General features: G+C 70.9%; 23 protein-coding genes. 14 read left to right on the forward strand and 9 right to left on the reverse strand.

Annotated elements, in window-relative coordinates; all coding sequences use genetic code 11:
• The 3 genes from B3G12_RS09670 to B3G12_RS09680 all read right to left on the reverse strand — a co-directional run.
• On the reverse strand, positions 1 to 1439 hold a 1439-nt coding region (locus tag B3G12_RS09670), incomplete at its 3' end, for an NAD-dependent succinate-semialdehyde dehydrogenase (RefSeq protein WP_290500110.1).
• Between the two features lie 105 nt (positions 1440 to 1544).
• Positions 1545 to 1739, reverse strand: a complete 195-nt coding sequence (locus B3G12_RS09675; protein ID WP_290500112.1) for a hypothetical protein — start codon at positions 1737 to 1739, stop codon at positions 1545 to 1547.
• A gap of 36 nt (positions 1740 to 1775) precedes the next feature.
• Positions 1776 to 2090, reverse strand: a complete 315-nt coding sequence (locus B3G12_RS09680; protein ID WP_290500114.1) for a hypothetical protein — start codon at positions 2088 to 2090, stop codon at positions 1776 to 1778.
• Between the two features lie 317 nt (positions 2091 to 2407).
• On the opposite strand from B3G12_RS09680, the gene B3G12_RS09685 reads away from it, so the two are divergent.
• Together B3G12_RS09685 and B3G12_RS09690 are read left to right on the forward strand one after the other, a co-directional pair.
• Complete coding sequence (locus B3G12_RS09685; RefSeq protein WP_144943075.1) at positions 2408 to 3787, forward strand: NAD-dependent succinate-semialdehyde dehydrogenase; 1380 nt, start codon at positions 2408 to 2410, stop codon at positions 3785 to 3787.
• 123 nt (positions 3788 to 3910) lie between these two features.
• Positions 3911 to 4084 carry a hypothetical protein gene (locus B3G12_RS09690; RefSeq protein ID WP_186366754.1) on the forward strand — a complete coding sequence of 58 codons (174 nt, stop codon included), beginning with the start codon at positions 3911 to 3913 and terminating at the stop codon, positions 4082 to 4084.
• Positions 4085 to 4275: 191 nt separating this feature from the next.
• Here B3G12_RS09690 and B3G12_RS09695 read toward each other — a convergent pair whose 3' ends face one another.
• The 3 genes from B3G12_RS09695 to B3G12_RS09705 form a co-directional block, all read right to left on the reverse strand.
• Positions 4276 to 5904, reverse strand: coding sequence for an amidohydrolase (locus tag B3G12_RS09695; RefSeq protein ID WP_290500117.1), 1629 nt, complete (start codon positions 5902 to 5904; stop codon positions 4276 to 4278).
• Positions 5905 to 6027: 123 nt separating this feature from the next.
• Positions 6028 to 7674 carry a thiamine pyrophosphate-dependent enzyme gene (locus B3G12_RS09700; protein WP_290500119.1) on the reverse strand — a complete coding sequence of 549 codons (1647 nt, stop codon included), beginning with the start codon at positions 7672 to 7674 and terminating at the stop codon, positions 6028 to 6030.
• Positions 7675 to 7813: 139 nt separating this feature from the next.
• A complete protein-coding gene (locus B3G12_RS09705; protein ID WP_290500121.1) occupies positions 7814 to 9589 on the reverse strand; it encodes an amidohydrolase in 1776 nt (591 codons plus the stop codon).
• A gap of 304 nt (positions 9590 to 9893) precedes the next feature.
• Between B3G12_RS09705 and B3G12_RS09710 the strand changes: the two genes are divergently transcribed.
• From B3G12_RS09710 to B3G12_RS09725, 4 genes are all read left to right on the forward strand, one after another.
• Positions 9894 to 11429, forward strand: coding sequence for an amino acid permease (locus B3G12_RS09710; RefSeq protein ID WP_290500123.1), 1536 nt, complete (start codon positions 9894 to 9896; stop codon positions 11427 to 11429).
• Positions 11430 to 11570: 141 nt separating this feature from the next.
• Positions 11571 to 11906 (forward strand): rhodanese-like domain-containing protein, encoded by a 336-nt coding sequence (locus B3G12_RS09715; protein ID WP_068471077.1) that lies wholly within the window; start codon positions 11571 to 11573, stop codon positions 11904 to 11906.
• Entirely contained in the window at positions 11903 to 12904 is a 1002-nt protein-coding gene (pheA, locus tag B3G12_RS09720) for a prephenate dehydratase (RefSeq protein ID WP_290500124.1), read from the forward strand. The genes B3G12_RS09715 and pheA overlap by 4 nt, the downstream gene beginning before the upstream one ends.
• A 5-nt stretch (positions 12905 to 12909) precedes the next feature.
• Positions 12910 to 14304: a GntP family permease gene (locus B3G12_RS09725; RefSeq protein WP_290500127.1), complete on the forward strand. Its 1395-nt coding sequence runs from the start codon at positions 12910 to 12912 to the stop codon at positions 14302 to 14304.
• Positions 14305 to 14453: 149 nt separating this feature from the next.
• Here the strand turns inward: B3G12_RS09725 and B3G12_RS09730 are convergent, their stop codons facing one another.
• Positions 14454 to 15395 (reverse strand): diacylglycerol/lipid kinase family protein, encoded by a 942-nt coding sequence (locus B3G12_RS09730; protein WP_244944873.1) that lies wholly within the window; start codon positions 15393 to 15395, stop codon positions 14454 to 14456.
• 106 nt (positions 15396 to 15501) lie between these two features.
• Between B3G12_RS09730 and serS the strand changes: the two genes are divergently transcribed.
• From serS to B3G12_RS09745, 3 genes are all read left to right on the forward strand, one after another.
• Positions 15502 to 16806: a serine--tRNA ligase gene (gene serS / locus B3G12_RS09735; protein WP_144943080.1), complete on the forward strand. Its 1305-nt coding sequence runs from the start codon at positions 15502 to 15504 to the stop codon at positions 16804 to 16806.
• 176 nt (positions 16807 to 16982) lie between these two features.
• Complete coding sequence (locus B3G12_RS09740) at positions 16983 to 17897, forward strand: HAD family hydrolase (RefSeq protein WP_174233428.1); 915 nt, start codon at positions 16983 to 16985, stop codon at positions 17895 to 17897.
• A 216-nt stretch (positions 17898 to 18113) separates the two neighbouring features.
• Entirely contained in the window at positions 18114 to 18743 is a 630-nt protein-coding gene (locus B3G12_RS09745; protein WP_055082561.1) for a hypothetical protein, read from the forward strand.
• 6 nt (positions 18744 to 18749) lie between these two features.
• Here B3G12_RS09745 and B3G12_RS09750 read toward each other — a convergent pair whose 3' ends face one another.
• Together B3G12_RS09750 and B3G12_RS09755 are read right to left on the reverse strand one after the other, a co-directional pair.
• Entirely contained in the window at positions 18750 to 19526 is a 777-nt protein-coding gene (locus B3G12_RS09750; RefSeq protein ID WP_244944872.1) for a hypothetical protein, read from the reverse strand.
• 178 nt (positions 19527 to 19704) lie between these two features.
• A complete protein-coding gene (locus B3G12_RS09755; RefSeq protein ID WP_055082557.1) occupies positions 19705 to 20220 on the reverse strand; it encodes an inorganic diphosphatase in 516 nt (171 codons plus the stop codon).
• A gap of 269 nt (positions 20221 to 20489) precedes the next feature.
• On the opposite strand from B3G12_RS09755, the gene dacB reads away from it, so the two are divergent.
• The 5 genes from dacB to hpt all read left to right on the forward strand — a co-directional run bounded on the left by dacB (position 20490) and on the right by hpt (position 25586).
• Complete coding sequence (dacB, locus tag B3G12_RS09760; protein WP_144943082.1) at positions 20490 to 21944, forward strand: D-alanyl-D-alanine carboxypeptidase/D-alanyl-D-alanine endopeptidase; 1455 nt, start codon at positions 20490 to 20492, stop codon at positions 21942 to 21944.
• Between the two features lie 270 nt (positions 21945 to 22214).
• Entirely contained in the window at positions 22215 to 23312 is a 1098-nt protein-coding gene (locus tag B3G12_RS09765; protein ID WP_144943083.1) for a zinc-dependent metalloprotease, read from the forward strand.
• A gap of 49 nt (positions 23313 to 23361) precedes the next feature.
• Positions 23362 to 23823: a helix-turn-helix domain-containing protein gene (locus B3G12_RS09770; RefSeq protein ID WP_290500133.1), complete on the forward strand. Its 462-nt coding sequence runs from the start codon at positions 23362 to 23364 to the stop codon at positions 23821 to 23823.
• Positions 23824 to 23826: 3 nt separating this feature from the next.
• Complete coding sequence (tilS, locus tag B3G12_RS09775; protein ID WP_144943084.1) at positions 23827 to 25038, forward strand: tRNA lysidine(34) synthetase TilS; 1212 nt, start codon at positions 23827 to 23829, stop codon at positions 25036 to 25038.
• On the forward strand, positions 25035 to 25586 hold the full coding sequence (hpt, locus tag B3G12_RS09780) for a hypoxanthine phosphoribosyltransferase (protein WP_055082547.1): 552 nt from the start codon (positions 25035 to 25037) through the stop codon (positions 25584 to 25586). Before tilS ends, hpt begins: the two co-directional genes overlap by 4 nt.
• The last annotated feature ends 323 nt before the right edge of the window (positions 25587 to 25909 follow it).

Raw genomic sequence — 25909 nt, forward strand, 5'->3', positions numbered from 1 at the left:
GTGGTGTACTCCTCGATGCCCTCGGCGCCGCCCTCCCGGCCCAGGCCGGACTCCTTCACGCCGCCGAACGGTGCAGCGGCGTTGGAGATCACACCCACGTTCAGGCCCAGCAGGCCGTACTCGATGCGCTCGCCGATGCGCAGCGCGCGGGAGATGTCCTCAGTGAAGACGTAGGAGGCCAGGCCGTACTCGGTCTTGTTGGCCAGGCGCACGGCGTCGTCCTCGTCCGTGAACGTGATGACGGGAGCCACGGGACCGAAGATCTCCTCGGTGAACACGCGGCACTCCTCGGTCACGCCGGTGAGCAGGGTGGGCTCGAAGAAGTAGCCGGGGCCGTCCACGGCCTTGCCACCGACCTCCGCCTTCGCACCCTTGTCCAGGGCGTCCTGCACGAACTCGGCCACGCTGTCGCGGGCCTTCTTCTCCACCAGGGGGCCCACGGTGGAGTCCTCGTCCAGGCCGTTGCCGGGCTTGAGCGCGGCGAGCTTTGCGGCGAACTTCTGCGAGAACTCCTCAGCCACGGACTCGTGCACCAGGAAGCGGTTGGCCGCGGTGCAGGCCTCGCCCATGTTGCGCATCTTGGCGGCCATGGCGCCGTCCACGGCCTTGTCCAGGTCCGCGTCCTCGAAGACGATGAACGGACCGTTGCCGCCCAGCTCCATGGAGGTGCGCAGCACGTGGTCCGTGGCAGTCTTCATGAGCTGCTTGCCCACGGGGGTGGAGCCCGTGAAGGAGACCTTGCGCAGCCGCGGGTCCGCCATGATGGGCCCGGACACGTTGGACGCGGAGGCCGAGGAGACGACGTTGAGCACACCGTCGGGCAGGCCAGCCTCGACCATGAGCTTCGCGAAGAACTGGGAGGTCAGCGGGGTCAGGCGTGCGGGCTTGAGGACCATGGTGCACCCGGCGGCGACGGCGGGCGCGACCTTGCGCGTGGCCATGGCCAGCGGGAAGTTCCACGGGGTGATCAGCAGGCACGGGCCCACGGGCTTGTGGGTCACGATCATCTTGAGGTTGCCCTCGGGGGTGGACGCGTAGCGGCCGTAGTGGCGCACGGCCTCCTCGGAGAACCAGCGCAGGAACTCGCCGCCGTAGACGACCTCCCCCTGGGCCTCCTTGAAGGGCTTGCCCATCTCCAGGGTCATCAGCAGCGCGAGGTCGTCCTTGTGCTCCTGCACGAGGTCGAATGCGCGGCGCAGGATGTTCGAGCGCTCGCGGGTGCTCGTGCGGGCCCAGGACTCCTGGGCGTCCGCGGCGGCGTCCATGGCCGCGCGCGAGTCGTCCTCCGTGGCCGAGGCCAGGGTCGCGAGCACCTCGCCGGTCGCGGGGTTCTCGACGTCGAACGTCCCGCCGTCTGAGGCGTCGCGCCACTCGCCGTTGATCAGCAGTCCCTTGGGTGTGGCGTCGAGAACTTCCGACACCTTGTCCTTGATGCTCAAATCTCGTTCCTTTCAGAATCCGCGCGCGGTCGGTTCACGTGCGCTCGCGGGGGTGTGCGGACAGACTCCTTCTTGACCATCGTATGCCCGGGGGCAAGGGGCGGTTCAGCGTTCGTGCTTGCGTGACTCGACGGCTCGCACGAGACGGTGCTCGGCGTCCTCCCCGGGAAGGTGCAGCGCGGCGAGCCCCAGGCACAGCACCACCGAGAGGACACCGTTGGCCGTGCCGCCGTGACCCCTGCCCCCGATTCGGTACGGGCGTACCAGCTGCGGCTCGCGCCGGCGCAGCAGCACGAACACGACCGAGACGAGCGGACGGGCCGCGAGGCTCGACGGTCAGCCCGAGTCCACGAGCAGCACGTTGGCCATCACCACGGAGTGGAAGAGCGCGTCGAACGCTTCCGCTGCGGCGATGTCCGCGCCAGCCAGGTCCTCGGCGCTCATCGCGGAGGACGTCGTGAGGATGACCATGGCGTACCAGACGGTCGCGATCAGCACGGAGGTCGCGATCGTCCCGCCGAGCTTGAGCGGCGGCAGGTGCATCTCCTCGCAGACCTGGGGGATCACGTCGAAGCCCACGAAGAGGAACGGCACGACGACGAGCTCCAGGAAGAGGATCACGAAGATCTGCACGGTGGACGCCTGAGTCACACCGCGCAGGTTGATCCCAGTGATGACGACGGCGCTTAGCACGCCCACCAGGGCCCAGGCCAGCTTCGAACCCGGCAGCGGTCCACAGGGGTACGTTGCTCAGGTCCGGGAAGATGTACTCCACCGTGTGGAGCACGGCCACGGCCTCGAGCCCGTCCCCGGCCGGTACGTGCTCTCGCGTCATGGGGTCCCTCCCGGGGCTCTGTGGCGCTGGTCGCGGCGATGTGCTGGTGCGGGGGGGGGGGCGTGACACGTGTGACCTATCGCCCTGCGTGAACGCCCTGTCGAAGCGGTGTGACGCCGCATAGGCTCGCACCATGGCTTACGCAACGATCAACCCCGCCACGGGGGAAACCGTCAAGGAATTCGAGACCGCCTCGGACCAGGAGGTGCGCGACACCGTCGCCCGCTCCGCCGAGGAGTACAAGAGCTGGCGCAACGTGCCGGTGGCGGAGCGCGCCGCCATGATGCACCGCATGGCCGAGCTCTACCGCGAGCGCCAGGACGAGCTGGCCGCTCTGATCACACTGGAGATGGGCAAGCCCGCCCAGCAAGCCGCCGGTGAGGTGCAGATCGCGGCCGCGATCTACGACTACTACGCGGACAACGCGGAGGAGTTCATGAAGGGCCGCACCCTCAACCCGTCCACGGGCGGGGAGGCTCGCGTGGTGCTGGACTCCACGGGCGTGCTGCTGGGGATCATGCCGTGGAACTTCCCCTACTACCAGGTGGCGCGGTTCGCGGCCCCGAACGTGATGCTGGGCAACACGGTCATCCTCAAGCACGCGGGCAATGTCCCGCAGTCCGCGCTCGTGCAGGAGCAGCTCTTCCACGAGGCGGGCTTCCCCGAGGACGTTTACATCAACGTGTTCGCGTCCAACGACCAGGTCGCGGAGATCATCATCCCGGATCCGGCGGTGCAGGGCGTGTCCCTGACCGGTTCGGAGCGGGCGGGCGCGTCCGTCGCGGCCACCGCCGGCAAGAACCTCAAGAAGGTTGTGCTGGAGCTGGGCGGCTCGGACCCGTTCATCGTGCTGGACGACTCCAACGTGGAGCGCACCGTGAAGCAGGCGGTCTCCGGGCGCATGAGCAACAGCGGCCAGGCCTGCACGAACTCCAAGCGCTTCATCGTGCTGGAGGACGCCTACGACACGTTCGTGGAGAACTTCGCGCAGGCCGTGCAGGGCATCACCCCGGGGGATCCCACGGATGAGAAGACCTTCGTGGGCCCGGTGAGCACCGTGGGTGCCCGGGACGAGATCATGGAGCAGGTCCAGGACGCCGTGGCCAAGGGCGCCACCGTGCTGGCCGGTGGCGGAAAGCCCGACAAGCCGGGCGCCTGGATCGAACCCACCCTGCTCGCGGACGTCACCCCCGAGATGCGTGCGTACGCGGAGGAGATCTTCGGTCCCGTGGCCGTGGTCTACAAGGTCAAGGACGTGGACGAGGCTGTGGAGCTCGCCAACTCCTCGCCGTTCGGCCTGGGTGGCTCCGTGTTCGGCGCGGACGAGGCCGCGGCCCTGGAGGTCGCGCAGCGCGTGGACTCCGGCATGGTCTTCGTCAACGCCGTCACTGACACGGCCCCGGACCTGCCCTTCGGCGGCGTCAAGCGCTCCGGCGTGGGCCGTGAGCTCGGCCCGTTCGGCATCGAGGAGTTCGCCAACAAGAAGCTGATCCACACGCCCAAGAAGAAGTAGGGCCCCGGTCGACGATGCCCCCGCACCGTGGTAGGTGCGGGGGCATCGTCGCATTCTGGCGGGACGAGGATCTCGCCGTGAAAGACGCCTCGTGTCACGGGCCAACGAACCCCGGAGGGCCCCATGAACCCGCTCGTTCCGTCACCGATCGCCCAGTTCATGTTCGCCCTGGGTGCGGTAGCCGCGGTCCTGTGGCTCGTGGCGATCTGGACGCCCGCGAAGAACAAGGCCGCGCACGCCCGCTCAGCAGCTGCTGTTGACACTGGCGGCCCGTCATCGGCCCGGCACTGTGGCTGACCGCCGGCCGACGTGCGGGTGCGACGCCTGCAGGTGAGCGCCTGACTGCCCGGCCATGTCCGGCACTGAGCCCCCGCGCGGAAGGCGGGCGACATCGCTCTGTGCCGTGCGCGGGCGACGTCGCCGCGTACGGCGAGCGGGCGGCGTCGCCTCCGAGGACGACGCCGACCGGCGCGGTCTCCGCGCCCGCCTCAGTCCTCGCGCTGGTAGCGGATCTGGGCGCCCACCACGGTGGTGCGCACCGCGGTGTCCCGCACGGCCTGCGCGTCCTCGGCGAAGACGTCCCGGTCCACGCACACGAAGTCCGCGAGCATCCCGGGGGCGAGGCAGCCCTTGAGGTTCTCCTCGTAGGAGGCGCGGGCCACGGCGTGGGTGTAGTAGTCCACGGCCTCGGGGCGCGTGATGGTCTCGTGGGGCTGCCAGCCGCCCTCGGGGAGCCCGTCGCGGGTGCGGGTGATGGCGGCGTGGATGCCGTAAAACGGGTTGGGGTCCTCCACCGGGGCGTCCGAGCCGAAGACGAGCTCGGCTCCGGCCGCGCGCAGACTGTTCCACCCGTAGGCCACGAGGTCCCGGCCCTCCAGGAAGCCGTTCATGGGCATGTCCGAGGTGCAGTGCATGGGCTGCATGGACGCGGTGACCCCGAGCTCCCGCAGCCGGGGGACGTCCCCGCGCTTGATGTACTGCGCGTGCTCGATGCGGTGGCGCAGCCCGAACGCGCGGGAGATGGAGCTGGTGGTGGCGATGGCGTCGAGGGCCTCGCTGGCGGCCTGGTCCCCGATCGCGTGCACCGCCGAGGCGATCCCCGCCGCGGCGGCCAGGTGGATCCAGTGGTCGAGCTCAGCGGGCTCCATGACGCTCATCCCGTGGTCCTGGGTGCCGGGCCACGGCTCGGACATGTGGCACGTGTGGGAGCCCAGGGCGCCGTCCGCGAAGAGTTTGAGGGGGCCCATGGAGATCCACTCGTCACCGGCGCCCGTGCGGATCCCGCGGCGGATGAACTCGTGGATCTGCTCCTGGCGCAGGATCTTGTGCACGCGGATGTCCAGCTCACCGCGCTCGCGGAGCTTGCGGTAGGCGTGGAGGCAGTCCACGCCGTCGATGTCGTGGATGGACGTGATGCCGCGCTTCAGCAGCTCGCGCTGCCCGAGGGGGAGGTAGCTGTCGATGTCCCCGGACACGTCCGACTGCATGAGCCCGTCCCGGATGGGGATGGCCGCGGCCTCGCGCAGCACACCCGTGAGCTCGCCGTCCTCGTAGCGCTCGAACTCGCCGCCGTCCGGGTCCTTCACGGTGCGGTCCAGGCCGAGCTCCTGCAGCGCCTTCGAGTTCAGCCACAGGGTGTGCAGGTCCAGGGAGCTCAGGGCCACGGGAATGTCCGGGGCCACGGTGTCCAGGACATGGCGGTCCGGCAGCTCGGTGGTGGTCCACGCGTTGATGTTCCACTGCCCGCCGAAGATCCAGGTGATCGACTCGTCCGCCATGGCCCGCTCCACGAACGGGCGCAGGACCGCCAGCGCGGAGTCCAGGTCCGTGCAGTGGCGCATGTCCGGCTCGATGAGCGAGCGGGAGTACATGGCGGAGTGGATGTGGCCGTCCCCCATGCCCGGCATCACGAACCCACCGCCCAGGTCCGTGCGCTCCGTGCCCAGCGGCGCCTGGTCCTTCAACTCGCGGTAGTCGCCCACGGCCAGGATGCGGTCCCCGGAGGTCAGCAACGCGTTCGGGTGCGCCATGCTGTGGGACTGCCACTGGCCCTGGGGCGTCCAGCCGGTGGCCGGGTTCATGGCGTGGACCGTGGCGTTGTGGAACAGGCGGTGCATGGTGGGACTCCTCGTGGTGCGCCGAGCACGGCAGCGGCTGGTGGCCGCCGATCGTCACGGACCACCCTACGGCGACCCCGTCGCAGACCCGAGGGGTGCGGTACGCCGCCGTTGCGGGGACAGCTACATGCCGGGCAGCAGCTTCGCCGGGTCCGCGACCACGTGCACCACGGCCGGGACCCGGTCCTCGGTGACGGCGCGCACGGCGTCGGTGATGACGCCCTCGATGTCCTCGTTGCGCTCCAGCCGCGCACCGTGCGCCCCGTAGCCGCGGGCCACCGCGGCGAAGTCCGGGTTGCGCAGCTGCGTGCCGGAGACCCGGCCGGGGTAGTGGCGCTCCTGGTGCGCACGGATGGTGCCGTACTGGCCGTTGTCCACAACCACGATCAGCGGGCGCGCGCCGTACTGCACCGCGGTGGCGAGCTCCTGCGAGTTCATGAGGAACTCGCCGTCCCCGGAGACCGAGAGCACGAAGCGCTCGGGCTGGGCCAGGGAGACGGCGACGGCGGACGGCACGGAGTAGCCCATGGTCCCGTTGCGCACCGAGAAGTGGCACGGGTAGCCGCCCTTGGGCACGTAGCGCTGCGCCCACGCGGTGTGGTTGCCCGAGCCGGTGGTCACGGCGGTGTCCTCGGGCAGGTGGGGCAGCAGCGCCTTCACCACCAGCTCCATGTCCGCGGTCCCGGGAGCGTTGTTCCCGGCGGACGACGGGATGCGCATGTGCTCGCGGTGCGCACTTGCGGCGGGTTCGAGCCAGCCCGTCCAGTCGGGGTGCTCACCGAGTTCCATGCCGGCGACGGCGCTCCCGAAGGCCACGGGGCTCGCCAGGATGTGCCGGGTCACCGCCCCGGAGTGCTGGCGCAGCCCGGCGTCCACGTTGACCACCCAGTTGCGCGCCGAGTGCTGCTGGCGCAGCGTGAAGCCGTCGGTGGGGATGTCCGAGAGGGTGGTGCCCACCACCAGCAGCAGGTCCGCTTCCGTGAGCACACGCACGGTGTCCTCGGTGCGGCTGTAGCCGAGCTCGCCCACGGCCACGGGGGAGTCGGTGCGGATCCTGTCCCCGGCGCGCCAGTCGGAGACCACGGGGATGCCGTGGCGCTCCGCGAAGCCGGTGACCAGCGCGGCGGCCTCGGGGGTCCACCGCGGCCCGCCGAGCATGATGGCCGGCCGTTCGGCCGTCTCCAGTGCGGCTGCCAGCTCGGAGAGCTCCTCCGCGGAGACCGCGCCCTCGGCCACGGGCAGCGGCGGGACCACGGGGGCGTCCGTGCGCTGGGTGATGACGTCCTCCGGCAGTCCCACCACCACGGGGCCGGGGCGCCCGGAGCTCGCGGCGAAGAACGCCTCCGCCACGTACTCGGAGGCCCGGTCCGGGTCGTCCAGGACCATCACCCGCTTGGCCTGGGAGCCGAACCACTGGTGCGGGTCGAACTCCTGGAAAGCCTCCTTCTCCCGGTGCGCCACGGGCACCAGGCCCACGAAGAGCACCAGGGGAGTGGAGTCCTGCCACGCGAGGTGCACGCCCACGAACGCGTTGGACGCGCCCGGTCCGCGGGTCACCATGGCCACGCCCGGGCGGCCGGTCAGCTTGCCGTGGGCCTCCGCCATGTAGGTCACCCCGCCCTCCTGGCGGCACACCACGTTCTGCACGGACGAGTCGTGGAGCCCGTCCAGCACGTCCAGGAAGCTCTCCCCGGGCACGGTGAACACGCGGTCCACGCCGTGGGCCTCGAGGGACTCGACGATCAGGTGGCCGGCCGACTGCTCGGGCATGTCTACTCCTGTGTGTCCTGGTGGGATGGCTCGGGGCACCGGGGTCCCGTCATCCGGGGGCGGGATGACCCGCACCACGTGGGCGGTGGTCCAGCGAGCCTACCGCTGCGCCGTCGAGGCCGGCCGACGGCGCGTGCGCTCACAGGCTCCCGTGGACCACCTCGCCACCGATCACCGTGGCGGTGACCCCGATGTCCTTGATGCTCGTGGGGTCCACCGCGTAGATGTCCTCGGAGAGCACCACGAAGTCCGCGAGCTTGCCCACGCTCAGGGATCCCTTCTCGTGCTCCTGGTGGGAGGCCTGCGCACTGGCCACGGAGTAGGCGTGCAGCGCCTCGTCCACGGTGATGCGCTCCTCCGGGACGAAGTCTGCTCCGGAGGCGGTGCGGCGGTTGACCATGTCGTGGATGTTGGACAGCGGCGGGTAGTCCACGATGGGCGCGTCCGTGGAGGCGGGCACCGTCATGCCGGCCTCCAGCAGGGACTTCATGCGGTAGCAGAACCGGGTGCGCTCGGGCCCGAGCGCACGGGCCATGCCATCGCCGAGCTCGTTGACGAACCTGCCCTGCGGCACGGGGACCACGCCGAGCGACGCCGCGCGTGCCACCTGCTCCTCGCTGGCCACTCCGAAGTGCTCGATGCGGTGGCGGCAGTCCTCGCGCGGGAACCGGCGCTGGGCCTCCTCGATGATGTCCAGGACCACGTCCACGGCGCCGTCGCCGATGGCGTGGACGGCCAGCTGCCAGCCGTTCTCGTGGGCGGCCACGAGTCGGGCCTCGAGCCACTCGCGGGGGAACTGCAGGTATCCGAGGTTCTCCTCCGCGGCGCAGGAGTGGGGCTCGCCCTCCGCGGACAGAGCGTCGTCCGCGGGGGAGGTCTCGGGCTCGTAGCCCACCGTCATCAGCGCGGAGCGCCCGATCAGCGAGCCGTCCGAGAGCACCTTGACCGCGCCGATGCGCAACCACTCGTCGCCCATCCCGGAGCGGATGCCGAGGTCCAGTCCGAACCCCTGGCCCTCGTGCGGGTACGGCTCGGCCACCGTGAGCCCGGTAGGGTCCACGGGGTGCAGGGTTGTGAGGTAGGGCATCACGGTGGCGCGCACGCGCAGCAGCCCCTCGTCCCGGGCGAGCTGGTAGGCGGCGATGTCCGTGGGGGACTGACCCAGGTGCGCGGGGGCCCCGAGCCCCGGTTCGGTGATGGACGTGATTCCCGCGGCCACGGCGACGTCGCCCGCGGCCCCGATCTGCTCGGCCACCGCGCGCGTGGTCTTGGCCGGGAGGTGGTCCGAGACCAGCGCGCGGGCGGTCTCCTCGAGCAGGCCCTGTGCCGAGCCGTCGTCGTCCAGCGGGACGCGGCCGCCCTCCGGGACGGTGAAGCCGGCGCGCCCCGGGTAGCCGGCCACCGCGAAGGCGGCCGAGTTCGCTACCGCCATGTGGCGCGAGTTGTGCCACAGCCACACAGGGTTCAGCGGGGCCACGGCGTCCAGCTCCACAGCCAGCGGGTGGTGGCCGTCCAGGTAGTTCTGGTCGTAGCCCTGGCCCATGACCCACTCGCCCGGCTCCGAGTCTCGCGCGGCCGCGCCGATCCGCTCCAGCAGCTCCGCCATGGTGGGCGCAGCCCGCGGGCTCACGTCCACCTGCACGAGCGCCTCGCCGAGCAGACTCAGGTGGCAGTGCGCGTCGTGGAAGCCCGGGACCACCGTGGCGCCGCGCAGGTTCACCACTCGGTCGAAGGCCTCACGGGGCAGCTGCTCGTCCACGCTCACGATCCTGCCGCCGTGCACCCCCAGCGCGTGCACCAGGGGGTGCCCGGGGTCCTGCGTGTGGATGGAGCCGTTCGTGAAGATCACGTCGAGTGCCATGGTGGTGCCGTCCTCGGGGTCGTGTGCGTGGTCCGCGCACCGGGTTCCGGGCACGACGTCGTGCTCGGGCGAGCGGGCGAGTCCGCCCATCGTCTCGCGCGGGTGTGCCCCGTGTCACGCGACGTCACGGGCCATGACGGGCCGTGACCCGGCGGCGACCGACCGTGACCGGTGACCACGCGCGGCCCCCGGCCCGCTCACCCGGCCCGCGCCCGGGAGGGGCTGACGCAAACCGGGGTCGCCCCCCGCGCGGCGACTACCCTCGAGGCAACGGCATCGGCCACCCCCGCCCCGGGGTGTGGACGGGCCACTGGCCTCCCGCACGGATGTGCCCCACCTCGCACAGCAGGAGAACACCATGCCCTTCGATCCACAGGCCCCGGCCACCGGCCCCATGCCCGTTTTCCACGAGAGGGGGGACCAGGGGTACAAGAAGTCCCTGGGCCACTTCCAGATCCAGATGATCGGCATCGGTGGTGCCATCGGCGTGGGTCTGTTCCTGGGCATCGGCGGGCGCCTCGCGACGGCGGGCCCCGCGCTGGTCGTCTCCTACCTGGTGGTCTCCGCCGTGGTGTACCTGCTCATGCGCGCCCTGGGGGAGCTCGTGATCCACCGCCCCACCACGGGCGCGTGGGTCTCCTACGCGCGCGAGTTCGTGGGCGACCGCTTCGCGTTCATGACGGGGTGGATCTATGTAGCGCTCTCCGCCGTGGCCGGGGTGGGCGAGATCGCCGCGCTCGCGGTGTACGTGCAGTTCTGGTGGCCAGAGATCCCGGGATGGATCCCGTCCCTGGTCGCGGCGATGACGATCGTGGGCTGCAACCTGCTCAGCGTGAAGCTCTACGGGTTCATCGAGACGTGGGCGGCCATGGTCAAGGTGCTCGCGATCCTGCTTTTCCTGGCGGCGGGCCTCGTCCTGGTGGTCGCCGGTGACATCTTCCACGCCCCCACCGCGGCGTCGGTCACCAACCTGTGGAGCGGCGGCTTCGCCACACGGGGAGTGCTCGTGCTGGTGGTCGTGATGACCGGCGTGGTCTTCTCCTTCTCCGCGATCGAGATCGTGGGCGTGTCCGCGGGTGAGGCCAAGGACCCGGAGAAGTCCATGCCCAAGGCCATCAACTCCGTGGTGCTGCGCATCGCCCTGTTCTACATCGGCTCCATCCTGGTGCTTTCCATGCTGCTGCCCACGGACGAGTACTCCGGAGACGAGTCCCCGTTCGTCACCGCGCTCGCCTCCCTGCACATCCCCGCGCTGGCCGGGATCATGAACTTCGTGGTGCTCACGGCGGCGATCTCCGGCGTGAACGCGACCCTCTACGCGAGCGTGCGGCTGCTGCGCAACCTCTCCGCGCACGGCCAGGCGCCCAAGGTGATGGCCTCGGTGGGTCACCGCGGTGTGCCCACGGGGGCGCTGCTGTGCATCTTCGGCTTCGACCTGGTCGGCATCGTGATGATCTACGCGCTGGGCGCCTCGGACGCGTTCGAAGTGGTGCTCAGCGCCTGCTCAATCTTCGTGCTCTTCGGTTGGATCTCCATCTTCGTCTCCCACCTGGGCTACCGGCGCCAGGTCGCCCGCGGGCAGGTCGCGCCCGTTCACTTCAAGATGCCCGGTGCGCCCGTGACCAACTACGTGTGCCTGGTGTTCCTCACGGTGCTCTCCCTCTACATCATGTTCGACTTCAGCAACCCCCACTGGTACTACAGCCTCCTGGCCGGTGTGCTGATCCTGGTGGCCACGAACATCGGCTACGAGATCTCCCGACGCCACGTGCGCCGCAACGGCCTGCCTGACCTCACACCCTCGAACGAGGAGCACGACGACGAGGCAGGGCACCACGACGCCGTGGGGAACGGTGCCGCCGAGGGCGAGGGGCGGGGCCCCGGCACGCGCTGAGCACCGTCGTCCCCCGGACCGTGGACGTGAGCCGCGCCACGGCCCCCGGACCCGCCGGAATCGGTTGCCCTGCCGCTAGGGTGGAGCACTGGTAAATCCGGGGCGCCGCGAAAAGCGGCGGGACCGAGGCTGGAGGAGCACATGGACAACATCAACAACCTGCCGTCCGCGAGCGTGGACGAAATCCCCGCGGGCGCACCCGTGCTGGACGTGCGCGAGCAGGACGAGTGGGATGCCGGGCACATCGAGGGCGCCCAGCACCTGCCGCTCTCGCAGCTCGCCGAGCGTACCGACGAGGTGCCGCTGGACGTGGACGTCTACGTGATCTGCCGCTCCGGCGGTCGGTCACTGCGCGCCACGGCGTACCTCGCGCAGTACGGCTACGACCCCGTGAACGTGCTGGGCGGCATGGGTGCGTGGGCGGACGCAGGCAGACCCATCGTGTCCGAGACCGGGGAAACGGCGCGCGTTCTGTGAACGCGGCGGTCTCCGGCGTGGCCCCGGGTCCCTCGGACCCGGGGCCACGCGCCCGTCGCTACGCGTTCCTCGGTCCTGAGGGCACCTTCACCGAAGCCGCACTGATGCAGGTTCCGGGGGCGTCGGACGCCGAGTGCATCCCCATGAACTCGGTGCCGGCCGCACTCGCCGCGGTGCGCGAGGAGACGGTGGACGCCGCCGTCGTGCCCCTCGAGAACTCGGTGGAGGGCGGGGTGAGCGCCACCCTCGACGACGTCTCCTTCGGCGCCGAGCTGCGGATCTTGCAGGAGATCCTCGTGCCCATCCGCTTCGTGCTCGTGGCACCGGACGGCGTGCGGCTGCAGGACGTCCGCACCGTCTCGACCCACACGCACGCGTGGGCGCAGATCCGTGGCTGGGCCGAGACGAACCTGCCAGGCGTCACGTACGTCCCGGCGCCGTCCACGGCGGCCTCCGCGGTGGCCATGCTCGACGGCCGCGGCGGGGTCAGCACCCAGGGCCTGGGATACGACGCCGGGGTGTGCTCGCCGGTGGTCGTGCAGCGGCACCCGGAGCTGCAGGTGCTCGCGGAGGACATCAGCGACAACGAGAAGGCCGTGACCCGCTTCGTGCTCGTGGCCCGCCCGGACGCCACCATGCCCGCCCCCACCGGCGCGGACAAGACCTCGCTCGTGGTCCCCCTGTGGGAGGACCGCCCCGGGGCGCTGCTGGAGATCCTCGAGCAGTTCGCCACCCGCGGCGTGAACCTCACCCGTATCGAGTCCCGCCCCACCAAGACCCACCTGGGCGACTACTTCTTCTCTGTGGACATCGACGGCCACATCCAGGACGACCGCGTCGCAGACGCCCTCATGGGCGTGCGCCGGATCTGTCCCCGCACCCGTTTCCTCGGCTCCTACCCCCGCGCGGACAGGCGCGAGGTCCGCGTGGCGAAGCACCACAGTGACGCCGCGTTCATCCAGGCCCGCTCGTGGGTCGACAACCTGAAAGGACAGTGACGTCCATGGACATCGAGGGCTGGAGCCAGACGCTCACCGCAGGCCCCCTCCTGCTCATCGCAGCGGCGGCCATTGCCGTGCTGCTGGTGCTCATCATCAAGCTGCGCGTGCACGCGTTCCTGGCACTGATCATCATCTCGGCCCTCACGGCCTTCGCCACCGGGATCCCCACGGACCAGGTGGTCCCCGTGATGCTTGACGGCTTCGGCAAGACGCTCGCGAGCGTTGCGCTGCTCGTGGGCCTCGGCGCGATGCTCGGGCGCCTGCTGGAAACCTCCGGCGGCGCGCAGGTGCTCGCGGACCGGCTGATCCGGGCCTTCGGCGAGAAGCGCGCACCGCTCGCGCTCGGCGTGGCCTCCCTGCTGTTCGGCTTCCCGATCTTCTTCGACGCAGGCCTGGTGGTCATGCTTCCCGTGGTCTTCTCGGTGGCCCGCCGCCTGGGAGGCAGCGTGCTGACCTACGCGCTGCCCGCCGTGGGCGCGTTCTCCGTGATGCACGTGTTCCTGCCACCGCACCCGGGGCCCGTCACCGCGGCCACGTTCTTCGAGGCCAACGTGGGCTACATCATCCTGGTGGGCCTGATCTGTGCGATCCCCGCGTGGTACGTGTCCTCCTACCTTTTCGGCAAGGTGGTCGGACGCCGGATCTCCCTGCCCGTGCCCACGATTTTGGGCGAGGCCGAGGACGTGCGGAACCCGCCGAAGGTGGGCACCGTGGTGGCCATGCTGCTGCTGCCCATGGTGCTGATCTTCCTCAACACCGGTCTGGGAACCCTCGCGAAATCCGGGGCGGTGTCCCAGGAGACCGCATCCCAGACATGGTTCCAGCTGCTGCGCTCCCTCGGCGAGACCCCCCTCGCGCTGACCATCACACTGATCGTGGCCGCGCTGTGCATCGGCCGGGCCCGTGGGCTCAGCGGCACCGCGATCGAGAAGACGTTCGACTCCGCACTGGGTCCCGTGTGCTCGGTCATCCTCATCACCGGCGCCGGCGGGATGTTCGGTGGCGTGCTGCGCACCTCCGGGATCGGTGCCGCCCTCGAGGACGTGCTCGCGGATCTGGGGATCCCCGTGATCCTCGCGGGCTTCCTGATCGCCGCTGTGATGCGCGTGGCGCAGGGCTCGGCCACCGTGGCCCTGACCACTGCGGCGGGGCTGATTTCTCCCGCCGTGCTCGCGGGCGACTTCAACGGCGTGCAGCTGGCCGCGATGGTCGTGGCCGTGGCGGCCGGTTCCGTGGTGCTCTCCCACGTCAACGACTCCGGGTTCTGGCTCGTGGGCCGGTTCCTGGAGATGGACGTGCGCACCACGTTCAAGACGTGGACGGTGCTCGAGACCATCATCGGCGTGCTCGGCTTCGCGCTCGCAGCCCTGCTGTTCGCGGTGGCCGGGGCCTTCTGACCTTGCCCCCGGCGGGGGTGACGACGGCCACGTCGTCGCGTCCCGTTCCGGCCGCGCCCGGCCGCGGTCCCCGGGCGGTGCCCGCGAGCCCCTGACAGGAGGACCCGGCTCTCCCAGGAGAACCGGGTCCTCCTGTCAGCCGGGCTGGGTCAGTCTGCCTGGGAGGGTGGCACGCGGACCCGCAGGGAGCGGTGGTCCACGATGGACTCCAGGGCGGTGATGCTGCCGAGCAGGTCCCCGTCCACCTCGCACTCGATGGGCTCGTGGAACTCCACGCGCACGGACTTGCCGCTGTAGAAGTCGATCACCGGCAGGTCGTGGCGGTGGCGGAAGGCCACCTTGGCCACCATTCCCAGCCAGCCAAGGACCGAGCGCGGGGACATCACCACGAGGTCCAGGTAGCCGTCGTCCAGCTTGGCCTTCGGCACCAGGATCAGCCCGGCGGTGAGCTCGCCGCAGTTGCACACCATGACGGAACGCACCAGGCGGGACTCCCACGGGCCGCCGTCCACGCTGAAGCGCGCCCACCGTGGGTGGCTGAACAGATGGCGCATCCCGGCCTCGCCGTAGGCGGCCCACCCCACGAGGTTCTTGAGGTCGTCCTTGGTGTCCGCCATGATCTGGGCGTCGAAGCCCGCGCCGCCCATGACCAGGAAGCGGTGGTCCTCCGTGCGCCCGTCCTCGGTCTCCAGGTGCATGGTGATGGAGTCGATCGCCTTCTGCGAGCCGAACAGCGCCACGTCCACGGAGTGGTGCGGGTCCGTAAGGTCCGCGTGCAGGTTCCGGGCCAGCAGGTTGCCGGTGCCGAGCGGCACGAGACCCAGGGGAATCTCCCCGCCCACCAGAGACTCGCCCACCGCGCGAATGGTGCCGTCCCCGCCCGCGGCCAGCACGACGTCGGCACCGGACTCCACAGCGCGCCGCGCCATGGAGAATCCGGGGTCGTCGATCTCAGTCTCGTAGATCACCGGGTCTGCCCAGCCGGCCTTGCGGCACGCCACGATCAGCGCATCCCGGGCCACTCCCGCCTGGGCCTTGATCGGGTTGACCACCATGGCCACTCGCTGGGGCTGCCACTTGTTGTCCGGCACTGAGTCCCTTCCGGGGATCGGTTCACGCTGGTTGTCGACAGCGGCAAGTCTACGGGTCCGGCCTCCCCGTTCCCCGGGACACCGCCCGGTTGGATACCCTGGAAGGGTGATCGACATCAACGACCTGCGCGCCGACCCCGAAACCTACCGTGCCTCCCAGACCGCCCGCGGGGCGGACGCGGGGCTCGTGGACCGCATCCTGGAGGCGGACTCCCGGCGTCGCAGTGCGATCACGGACTTCGAGTCCCTGCGCGCGGAGCAGAACGCCTTCGGCAAGAAGGTGGCCAAGGCCCAGGGTGAGGAAAAACAGCAGCTGCTGACCCAGGTCAAGCAGCTTGCCGCGGATGTGAAGACCGCGCAGGCCACCGCGGATGATGCACAGGCCCAGCAGCAGGAGCTCGTGGCACAGTTCCCCAACGTCATCGTGGAGGGCATCCCCTCCGGCGGTGAGGACGACTTCGTGCTGCTGCGCACCGAGGGCACACCCCGGGACTTCGCGGCCGAGGGGTTCGAGCCCCGCGACCACCTGGCGCTCGGGGAGCTGCTGGACGGCATCGACATGGAGCGCGGTGCGAAGGTCTCCGGCTCCCGGTTCTACTTCCTCAAGCGGGACGTCGCCCGCCTGGAGACCGCGCTGCTGATGGCTGCGCAGGACCTCGCCCTGGACAACGGGTTTGTCCCCATGACCACGCCCAATTTGGTGCGCCCGGCCGTCATGAACGGCACGGGCTTCGACGTGGAGCACGACGACGAGATCTACCGCGTGGGCAAGGATGACCTCTACCTGGTGGGCACCTCCGAGGTGGCGCTGGCCGGGTACCACCAGGACGAGATCCTGAACCTCTCCGACGGCCCGCTGCGCTACGCCGGGTGGTCCTCGTGCTACCGACGCGAGGCCGGTTCCGCGGGCAAGGACACCCGCGGCATCATCCGCGTGCACCAGTTCAACAAACTGGAGATGTTCGTCTACTGCCGTCCGGAGGACGCCGCCGCCGAGCACGAGAAGCTGCTCGCGTGGGAGGAGCAGATGCTGCAGGCCTGCGGTCTGAGCTACCGTGTGATTGACACCGCCGCGGGGGACCTCGGCACCTCCGCCGCCCGCAAGTTCGACTGCGAGGCCTGGATCCCCACGCAGGGCAAGTACCGCGAGCTGACCTCCACCTCCAACTGCACCACCTACCAGGCGCGCCGGCTCAACATCCGCGAGCGGCTGCCCGAGACCACGGACGCTAACGGCAAGGTTAAGAAGGGCGGCACGCGCGCCGTCGCCACCCTCAACGGTACGCTCGCCACCACCCGCTGGCTCGTGGCGCTGCTCGAGACCCACCAGCAGACGGACGGCTCCGTGACGATCCCGCAGATCCTGCGCCCGTACATGCGCGGCCAGGAGGTCATGCGCCCCGTCGCGTGAGCAGCCGCGCCCCCCGCCCGACGACGCTGCTCTCCGACGATGTCGCCCGCCCGCCGTGCCCGCGCACGGTGCGCGGGCGTCGTCGTTTGCCGCCCCGTGGCCCGGACGTCACCCGCAGGTCACCGGGGCGTCCACCGCAGGACGTGCCGCCATGGTGATGTGACACCATGACTGTCATGACTGATACCCGAACCGGCATCGACGACCGGCACACCGACGAGCGCGCGAAGAGCGCGGCCGACGCCTTCGCGCCCCTGAAGGTCCAGACCCCTCGCACCAGCTCCTGGACCCGCGAGGAGGGCGCACGCTACCTCGTGGCCCTGGACGTGGACGGCACCCTCGTGGACCACGACGGCCGGATGTCCCGCGGCGTGAAGGACGCCCTGCGCGCCGTGGTGGCCGCCGGGCACCACGTGGTGATCTCCACCGGCCGCTCCATGGGCGCCACCCTGCCCGTGATCCGCCAGGCGCACATCGACTCCGGCTTCGCCGTGTGCTCCAACGGCGGCGTGACCCTGCGCCTGGACCCCGAGCTGCCCGAGCACTACGAGGTCACCGACCGCGTGAGCTTCGACCCCGCCCACGCACTGGAGGCGCTCGCGAGCACGCTGCCCACCGCCAAGTTCGCGCTCGAGGGCGCGGACGGGAAGTTCTACTCCACGGAGCGCTTCCAGGACGCCTCCTTCGGCATCGAGGCCGTGCCCGTGGACCTGCACGAACTCGCCCAAATCCCCGCCGTGCGCCTGGTGGTCTACAGCGCCACGGACGCTCCCGGGGACTTCGCGGACGCCATCGAGCGTGCCGGGCTGCACGGCGTGGCCTACTCCGTGGGCTGGTCCTCGTGGCTGGACGTGGCCGCGAACGGCGTGTCCAAGGCGAGCGCGCTGGAGCAGATCCGCCAGCACCTGGACGTGGACCCCGCTCACACCGTGGCCATGGGGGACGGACGCAACGACATCGAGATGCTGCAGTGGGCCGCACGCGGGGTGGCCATGGGCCAGGCCCCGGACGAGGTCGCCGCCGTGAGCCGCGAGGTCACGGACAGCGTCTACGACGACGGCGCTGCGGCAGTCCTGCGCTCGCTGCTCTGAGCCGCGCGGCTCTGCGGCATCCCCCGGGGGCTCCGCGGGCCTGGTATCCGGGGACCTCTGCGGCCGGAGCACCGTTGACCAGGGCGCCGTCCTCAGGAATGCCGTGGCCCGGGGCTCCGAGGTCAGGCACCGTGGTCGGGCACTGCGCCCGGGCGCCGCGTCTGGCACGCGGGCGGTGCTGCCCGTGAAATGGCATGGAACTGCGATACTGGGACCGTGTTCGTCCTGACCCTGACCCAGCGCGTGGCGGACGCCTCCCGTCCTGATCCCGCCACGGACCGCGAGGTGTGCCGGCTGCTGAGCGGGCTGTCCGTGCGCGCACCCTTCCAGCCGTCGGCGGCGGGGGTCGTGCGCGGGCTCACCGAGGACGCAGACGTTGCAGTGACCGCCGCGATGGTGGCCCTGCGCGACGACGCCTACGCCGTGGGGATCGGGGTGGGGGACGTGTTCCTCACGCCCGTCGACCAGGAGGACGGCCGGGTGGCCGTCACGGCGGAAGGTCCCGGCATGGGTTTCGGGCACGACGCCGCCCAGCACACCCGCAGCACGGAGCGCGTGGCCGTGCGGGTCAGCGCGGCGGACCCGGAGGCGGCAGAGCAGGCGGAGGCCGTGCTGCGACTCGTGGGCCACATTGTGAGCGTGCGCAGCGACGCCGAGTGGCGTGTGGTGGACCTCCTGGTTCCCGGCGCCCGCGGCCAGCAGAAGACCGTGGCCCGGCAGCTGGGCATCACCCCGCAGGCGGTGTCCAAGGCCGTGGTGCGCTCCCTGTGGCACGAGGAGTGGCGGGCCCGCCCCGCGGCGGCCACGCTGCTGCGGCTGTGCGAGTCCGGCGGCCTGCAGGGCTGAGCCTCGTCACCACCAGGTGTCCACCGTGTACCCGGCGGCTGCGAGATCCGTCTCCAGCACGGGCAGGCACTCTGCGGGCAGACGCAGGGAGCCCGCGACGTCCCGGGCGTCGAAGTAGCCCGTGAGCCACGTGAACGCCGGGTGGTCCCGGGCGAGGGACTCGCACCGGGTGACGATGCGCCTGGTCTCGGCCTCCGGTGAGAAGACCCAGAAGGACTCCAGGTCCGTCAGCTGGAACAGACCCACCCCGTGGTGCCCCCGGGGAGCGGGAAGCCCTCCGGTCCCGGTTCCGGCACCCGCGGCGGGATCTCCCCAGCCCTGCGCGGGGCTGCGGACCCATCCCCCGGAGGCCGCCGGTCCCAGCGCGGGAGCGAGCGGGTCCAGCTCCCAGCGGGGTGCGCGGAGCAGCCAGTCCGGTGGACTGGGCGGGAAGAGTGCTCCGTCCGGCGAGTCCGGCCACTGCTCGCGCCACGTGGCCCAGCTGCCTGCCTCAACGCGGTCCCAGAAGCGCTGCGCACCGATCTCCACGGAGAGGTCCGACACCGTGCTGTGCTGGCGTGCCCAGCTGCCGCCGGACCCACCGGGATCCTGACCGGCCTCGGCGGTGAACGGGCGCAGGGTGATGTCCGGGTGCAGCGGGGGTCCCGGGGCAGCCGCCGTCCCCGCGGCCGTCAGCAGCCCTCGCACCCGGCCCATGAGGTGCTCGGGACCCAGCACCTGGGTGGAGTCCGTGCCGTGGAAGACGTACACGCGCTCCACGTCGCTCGACTGCGCATCAAACACGGGCACCACCTCCGGGGATACGGCGGGCGGTGACGGTTTCACCACCCGCGCAACGGGCTGCGATCATCCCACCACGTCCCGGCGACAGGCATAAGGGACGGGTTCTGAACGGGCGATCCCCGCCGCCGGAGGGGTGCTCCGAGGGCGGGGATCTGCATCACGCGGTGAGTGCGGGAGCTCAGTCGTCCTGCTCCGCCTCCGCGGCGGTGTCGTACTGGGACTGCTGGAAGCGCTCCTGTGCCTCGACGATCAGGCGCTCGGCGGTCTCCTTGCCCTCCCAGCCCTCGCCCTTGACCCACTTGTTGGGCTCGAGGTCCTTGTAGCGCTCGAAGAAGTGCTGGATCTCCTTCTGCAGGAACTCGTTGACGTCCTCGAGGCCCTGGATCCCGTCGTAGCGCTTGTCCGTGGATACGCACAGCACCTTGGCGTCTCCGCCGGCCTCGTCGGTCATGTTGAAGACGGCGATGGGGCGGGCCTCCAGGATCACACCGGGCATGATGTCGACGTCCATGATGACCATGGCGTCCAGGGGGTCGCCGTCCTCGCCCAGGGTGTCCTCGAAGTAGCCGTAGTGAGTGGGGTACTGCATGGAGGTGAAGAGCACGCGGTCCAGGCGGATCCGGCCGGTCTCGTGGTCGATCTCGTACTTGACGCGCGAGCCGCGCGGGATCTCGATGGTGACGTCCAACTCCATGGTGAAACTCCTTGGTTCGTAGTGGTGCGCGCCGCGGTGGATTGCCCCGGGGCGTCGCACACGGCGGCGCTCCGACGGCGCGCGTCCGAGCTGATGCGTCCCACGATACCGGCCTCCCCCGCGGCCGGCCCGCATCGGTGGCGGTCTCCGCGCGGGCCCCGGCACGAGGACTGCGGCGTCAGGGGCCATGGCAACGTGGGTTCTGCGGGGTGGTGGTGTCGCGGCGTCGTGAGGTTGTCCGCGTCGGAGCGGCACGGAAGAATCGGCTCATGCCCGCAACCCCGCACAAGACCCCGGCGCGCCACCTCGTGTGGCCCGTCGTGTGCGTGCTGCTCGTCGTCGCGCTGGTGGTTGCGTCGGTCGTCGCGGTGCCCGCGGCGCTGGCGGAGGTCGCACCCGGCTCCGGCGCGAGCACCGGCACCGGTTCTGGCGCCGTCGACGGCTCGGGCGCCACTGCGGCCGCGAACCCGTCGGTGGCGGGGGACTCGGAGGAGGCGCCCCCGGTGGACGCGGATGCCGTGCAGCGCGCCCTGGACGGGGTGCTGGACGGTGCCCCGGGAACGGCGGGTGCCGCCGTTCTCGCGGTGGACTCGGACGATGTCGTGGCGGGGGAGTCCCCGGAGCGGGCCGTGGTTCCCGCCTCGAACCAGAAGCTGGTGACTGCGCTGAGCCTCGCTGAGCACCTGGACCCGCACGAACGTCTGCGGACCACGGTGGTCACGGGGGAGGACCCTGGCAAGCTCACCCTGGTGGCGGGAGGGGACACGCTGCTCTCACCCGGGGACGGGGACCCGGAGGCTGTCAACGGCCGTGCCGGTCTCGGGACGCTCGCCCGGCGCACCGCGGACGCCCTGCGCGAGCGGGCTCCAGAAGCCGCTTCGAACGGTGTGACCGTGGCCGTGGACACGAGCCTGTTCACGGGGGCGGACCTGAACCCGGACTGGGACCCGGAGGACATAGAGTCCGGGGAGATCACCCGGGTGGCGCCCATCGCCCTGTACTCGCACCGGGTGCCCACGGCGGACGGTGCGGACCCCGGTTCCCAGGGCAGCCGCCCCTCGGACCCCGCGGCAGCCGCCGCGCAGGCGTTCGCGGGCCGGCTCTCCGAGCAGTTGGGAGGCGCCCGCGTGTCCGTCAAGGGGACCGCCGCGGCACCGCAGGACGCCGAGGAGCTCGCGGCCGTGGAGTCCGCACCCGTGCACGAGCAGAGCGCCTACATGCTCGCCCACTCGGACAACTCCCTCGCGGAGACCCTCGCCCGGGTCGCTGCTGTCGCCTCGGGGCGCGAGGGCAGCGTGGCCGGTGTGCAGGAGATGCTGCCGGAGGCCCTGCAGGAGCAGGGCATTGCCACCGACGGCCTCGCGGTCAAGGACGCGAGCGGCATGGCCGCGGCAGACCGGCTCACGCCGCTGGTCCTCGCGCGCACCGTCCGCGCGCTGGTCACGGAGCAGCGCTTCGCCCCCTACGGGCGGGGACTGCCCGTGGGCGGCGGCGCGGGAACACTGGCCCAGCGCTTCGACGACTCCTCGGAAGCGGCCGCCCGAGGACGCACCCGCGCCAAGACGGGCACACTGCTGGACGTGGCATCGCTCTCCGGCTACGTCCAGTGCGAGGACGGCAACGTGCTCGTCTACTCCCTGGTGCTCAACGGCGTGAAGGGGAAGACGGACCGCGCCCGGAACACCGTGGACACCGCCGTGGCCGCCCTGACTGGTGCCGCCTGACGCAACGGCGACCACCCACCCGCCTGGCAGCCCACGCGCTCACCCGGCCACGCCCCCCCCAGGCGGGCACCCCACCAGCCAAGCACCGGACAGCGCAGTCACCTGACCGCCCGGTGGCTGGCCGCCCGACACCACGGCAACGGCTCGAGCACAGCACGGCCGACTCCCGCGCACCGCACTGCGGCCGTGCAGGAAGCCGTCGGGGACTTGCCAGGAGGTGGGGCGGGAAACCCCCAACGCGGCGTCGGGGCCGTGTGGTTGAGTGGGCGCATGAGCCAAGAACTGACGCAGCGTTCGCTCGTCGACTGGGATGCAGCCGCGCAGCTAGCCGCCAAGATGACTCCTCCGGGACCCACCCCGGCCCCGCGCGAGATGTCCAAGGCCGTGGAGTCCCTGCGCTACTTCGCGCACGAGTCTGTGCACCACGTGCACACGATCACCCGCCTGGACGCAGCCGAGAACCTGCGGGACTCCACCGTTCTGGTGGTGGACCGCGCGGGCTGGGCGAAGGCGAACACCCAGACGTTCTCCGTGCTGATGCAGCCCGTCTTCGACCGGCTGCGCGCCAAGGACCCCCAGAAGTTCGACGCCGCCAGGCGCGGTGTGGCACCCACGGCCACCGCCGCGGAGATGGCTGCGTTCGTGGGCTTCCTGTCCTCGAAGGTGCTCGGCCAGTACGACCCCTACGCGGGGCTCGTCTCCGAGACCGCGGCCCGCTCCCACCCCGGTGGCCGCCTGATGTTCGTGGCGCCCAACGTGCTGTGGACGGAGAAGGAGCTCAACGTGGCATCGGAGGACTTCCGGCTGTGGGTGTGCCTGCACGAGCAGACCCACCGCGTGCAGTTTGCCGCCGCGCCGTGGCTGCGGGACCACATGCTGGAGCAGATCACGAGCCTCGGCTCCCTGGACGCCTCCGTGTGGGACCGGGTGCGTGCGCTGGCGTCATCCGTCACGGGCCGTTCGCGCGGTGAGCGCCCGGACGCGGGTCTTGGCCCGCTGACCCACCTGCTCACCGCGCAGGAGCGGGCCACGGTCTCCCACGTCACCGCGGTGATGTCCTTGCTGGAAGGTCATGCGAACGCGGTCATGGACGCCGTGGACGCGAGGATCGTGCCCACCGTGAAGACCATCCGTCGGCGCTTCGACAACCGTTCCGCGGACCACGGTGTGGTGGACCGCTTCATCCGTTCGGTGCTGGGCATGGACGCCAAGATGCGTCAGTACAGCAACGGCCAGAAGTTCGTGGAGCACATTGTGGAGCGCGAGGGCATGGACCGCTTCAACACCGTGTGGAGCTCCCCGCAGACATTGCCCACCGAGGCGGAGATCCACGACCCCCGGGCGTGGGTGGAGCGGGTCCTGCGCTGAGTCCGCACCCGCCAGGTGATCGTTCAGACGGGTATGTCAAGATGACCCCGTGAGCTCTGAAAACATTGAACAACAGGTACGGCTGTACGGACAGCCGTTGTCAGAGCGTTTTCGCGCCGTGGTGGGGGCCTACGGTATTACGCAGCGTCGGCTGGCCCAGGTTCTGGGTCTGTCGGCGCCCATGCTCTCCCAACTCATCAGCGGCAGACGCATCAAAATCGGAAATCCGGCGGTCTACGAACGCCTGGTCATGCTCGAGGACAGCGTGAGCACCTCGGACCGGGAGGCCGTTCTGACCAGGGTGGAGGCATCCCAGCCGGTGCTCTCCACGTCCCAGATCCGCACCGGGATCGCCACGAACACGGACGCCGTGAGCGCGCTGGCCTCCGTGGTTCCGGTGGGGGAACTGGAACGCGCGCTGGTCATGCTCGGGGAGAGCACGCCGGTGCTGTCCAAGGTGCTGGCCATGGCGGAGGAGACCGCGCAGCGCTCCGGGCACGCACGGGGCTGAGGGGTGCAGCAGGGGCGCTTCGGGCGGCTGAACCCCGTGGTCGCGCGGGCGCGGCGGGCTGTTGCCCGCGGTGTGTCCGGACTGGACACCGCGGGATCTGCACCACCGCTCGTGCTCGTGGGGTGCAGCGGTGGCGCGGACTCGCTCGCGCTGGCCGCCGCGGCACTGCACCTGCAGCGCCGCGGCGGCCTGCGGGTGGGGGCCGTCGTGGTCGACCACCAGCTCCAGGACGGGTCCCAGGAGGTCGCGCGGCGCACCGCTGAGGTGCTGCGAGTTGCGGGAGCGGATCCCGTGCTCGTGGAGCGGGTCACCGTCTCGCAGCGCGGGCACGGCCCGGAGATGGCCGCCCGTCTCGCCCGCTACGCCGCATTCCAGCGCGCTGTGGCTCGCACGGGAGCGGCGGCGGTGCTGCTCGGCCACACGCGGGACGACCAGGCGGAGACCGTGCTGCTCGGCCTCACGCGGGGCTCAGGCACGCGCTCGCTGGCGGGAATGTCCGAGCGCCACGTCCTGGACGGTGTGACGTATCTGCGACCGTTCCTGTGGCTCACCCGCACGGAGACCGAGACGGTCTGCGCCGCGGAGGGCCTGGACCCGTGGCTCGACCCCACCAACCGGGACACCACGCTGACCCGCTCGCGGATCCGCCACGACGTCCTGCCGCACCTCGAGCGCGAGCTCGGACCAGGCGTCGCCAAGGCGCTGGCCCGCACCGCCTCGGTGCTCGGCGCGGACGCCGACTACTTGGACGAGCAGGCTCTCGCCGCGCTCGCCGCCGCCCTGGTTCAGCCCGGCACGGCTCGGCAGCGCACACCGCAGTCCGCTCCCGAACAGGATCCCAGACCGGCCCATCTGTCTCCTGGGCCCCGCGCCCAGCGGGAACCGGAGCGCCCGGGGGGCGCCGCGCCGTCGTCCGTGGTCCTGGACGCCGCCACGGTGCAGGCGACACCACCCGCGCTGCGACGCCGTCTGCTAGCGCGCGCCTGCGCGCTCGCCGGAGGGGAGACGCCCACGTTCGAGCGGCTCGCCGCGCTCGAGGACTTCGCGCTCGGCCACGGCGCCGCTGGACCCGTCCAGCTGGCGGGTAAGGTGACTGCGTGGCGGCACCGCGCGGACGCCGAGCACGCGCGGGGGTGCCTGGAGCTGCGAGGCGGTTCCGGGAGCACGCCCCAGCAGACGACGCCCACCCAGAACAACCCCGGGAGTGCCCAGTGAAGCCGGAACACGTCAGCGAGGACCTCAGCAGCATCCTGTTCACCAAGGAGCAGATCGCCGAGAAGGTCCACGACCTCGCGCAGCAGATCGACCGTGACTACGAGGGCCGGCAGGTGCTGCTCGTGGGTGTGCTCAAGGGCGCGGTGATGGTCATGGCGGACCTCATGCGCGAACTCGAGGGCCAGTACCCCATGGACTGGATGGCGGTGTCCTCGTACGGTTCCGGCACCAAGTCCTCCGGTGTGGTGCGCATCCTCAAGGACCTCGACACGGACCTGCACGGCAAGGACGTGCTGATCGTGGAGGACATCATCGACTCCGGCCTCACACTCTCGTGGCTGCGCACCAACCTGGAGTCCCGCGGGCCCAACTCCGTGGAGATCTGCACGCTGCTGCGCAAGCCGGAGGCCATGAAGACGAGCATCGACGTCCGCTACGTGGGTTGGGACATCCCCAACGAGTTCGTGGTGGGCTACGGCCTGGACTTCGCCGAGCAGTACCGCACGCTGGACTGCATCGCCACGCTCGCGCCGCACGTCTACTCCTGAGCCCGCCCGCGCGCAGCGGCGGTGGAGAATGTGGTGCCCCGAACCGTGGTCCGCGCCGGCACCTCGCGACCGCCGAGAACCAGGCATCCCCGACGACGACGCCGCGCTGCGGGGCCACGCGCGTCTCCCGGCGGCGTCGTGCCCGCTCCCAGTCAACGCCGGGACGGGCGGGGTAGCGTGAGCCGATCGTGTGCGCTGTAAAAGAACGGACCGCACTCGAGACGAACTGGCGCCACACGAGACGATAGATTGTGGCACACGCGTCACGGCCATCGGATTCCTGGCACTCCACCCGGAGGGCCACCCGCAGGGAACGGGCCGCG

Source organism: Kocuria sp. UBA5001, from assembly GCF_002398425.1.
GTDB classification, from domain to species: Bacteria; Actinomycetota; Actinomycetes; order Actinomycetales; family Micrococcaceae; genus Kocuria; species Kocuria salsicia.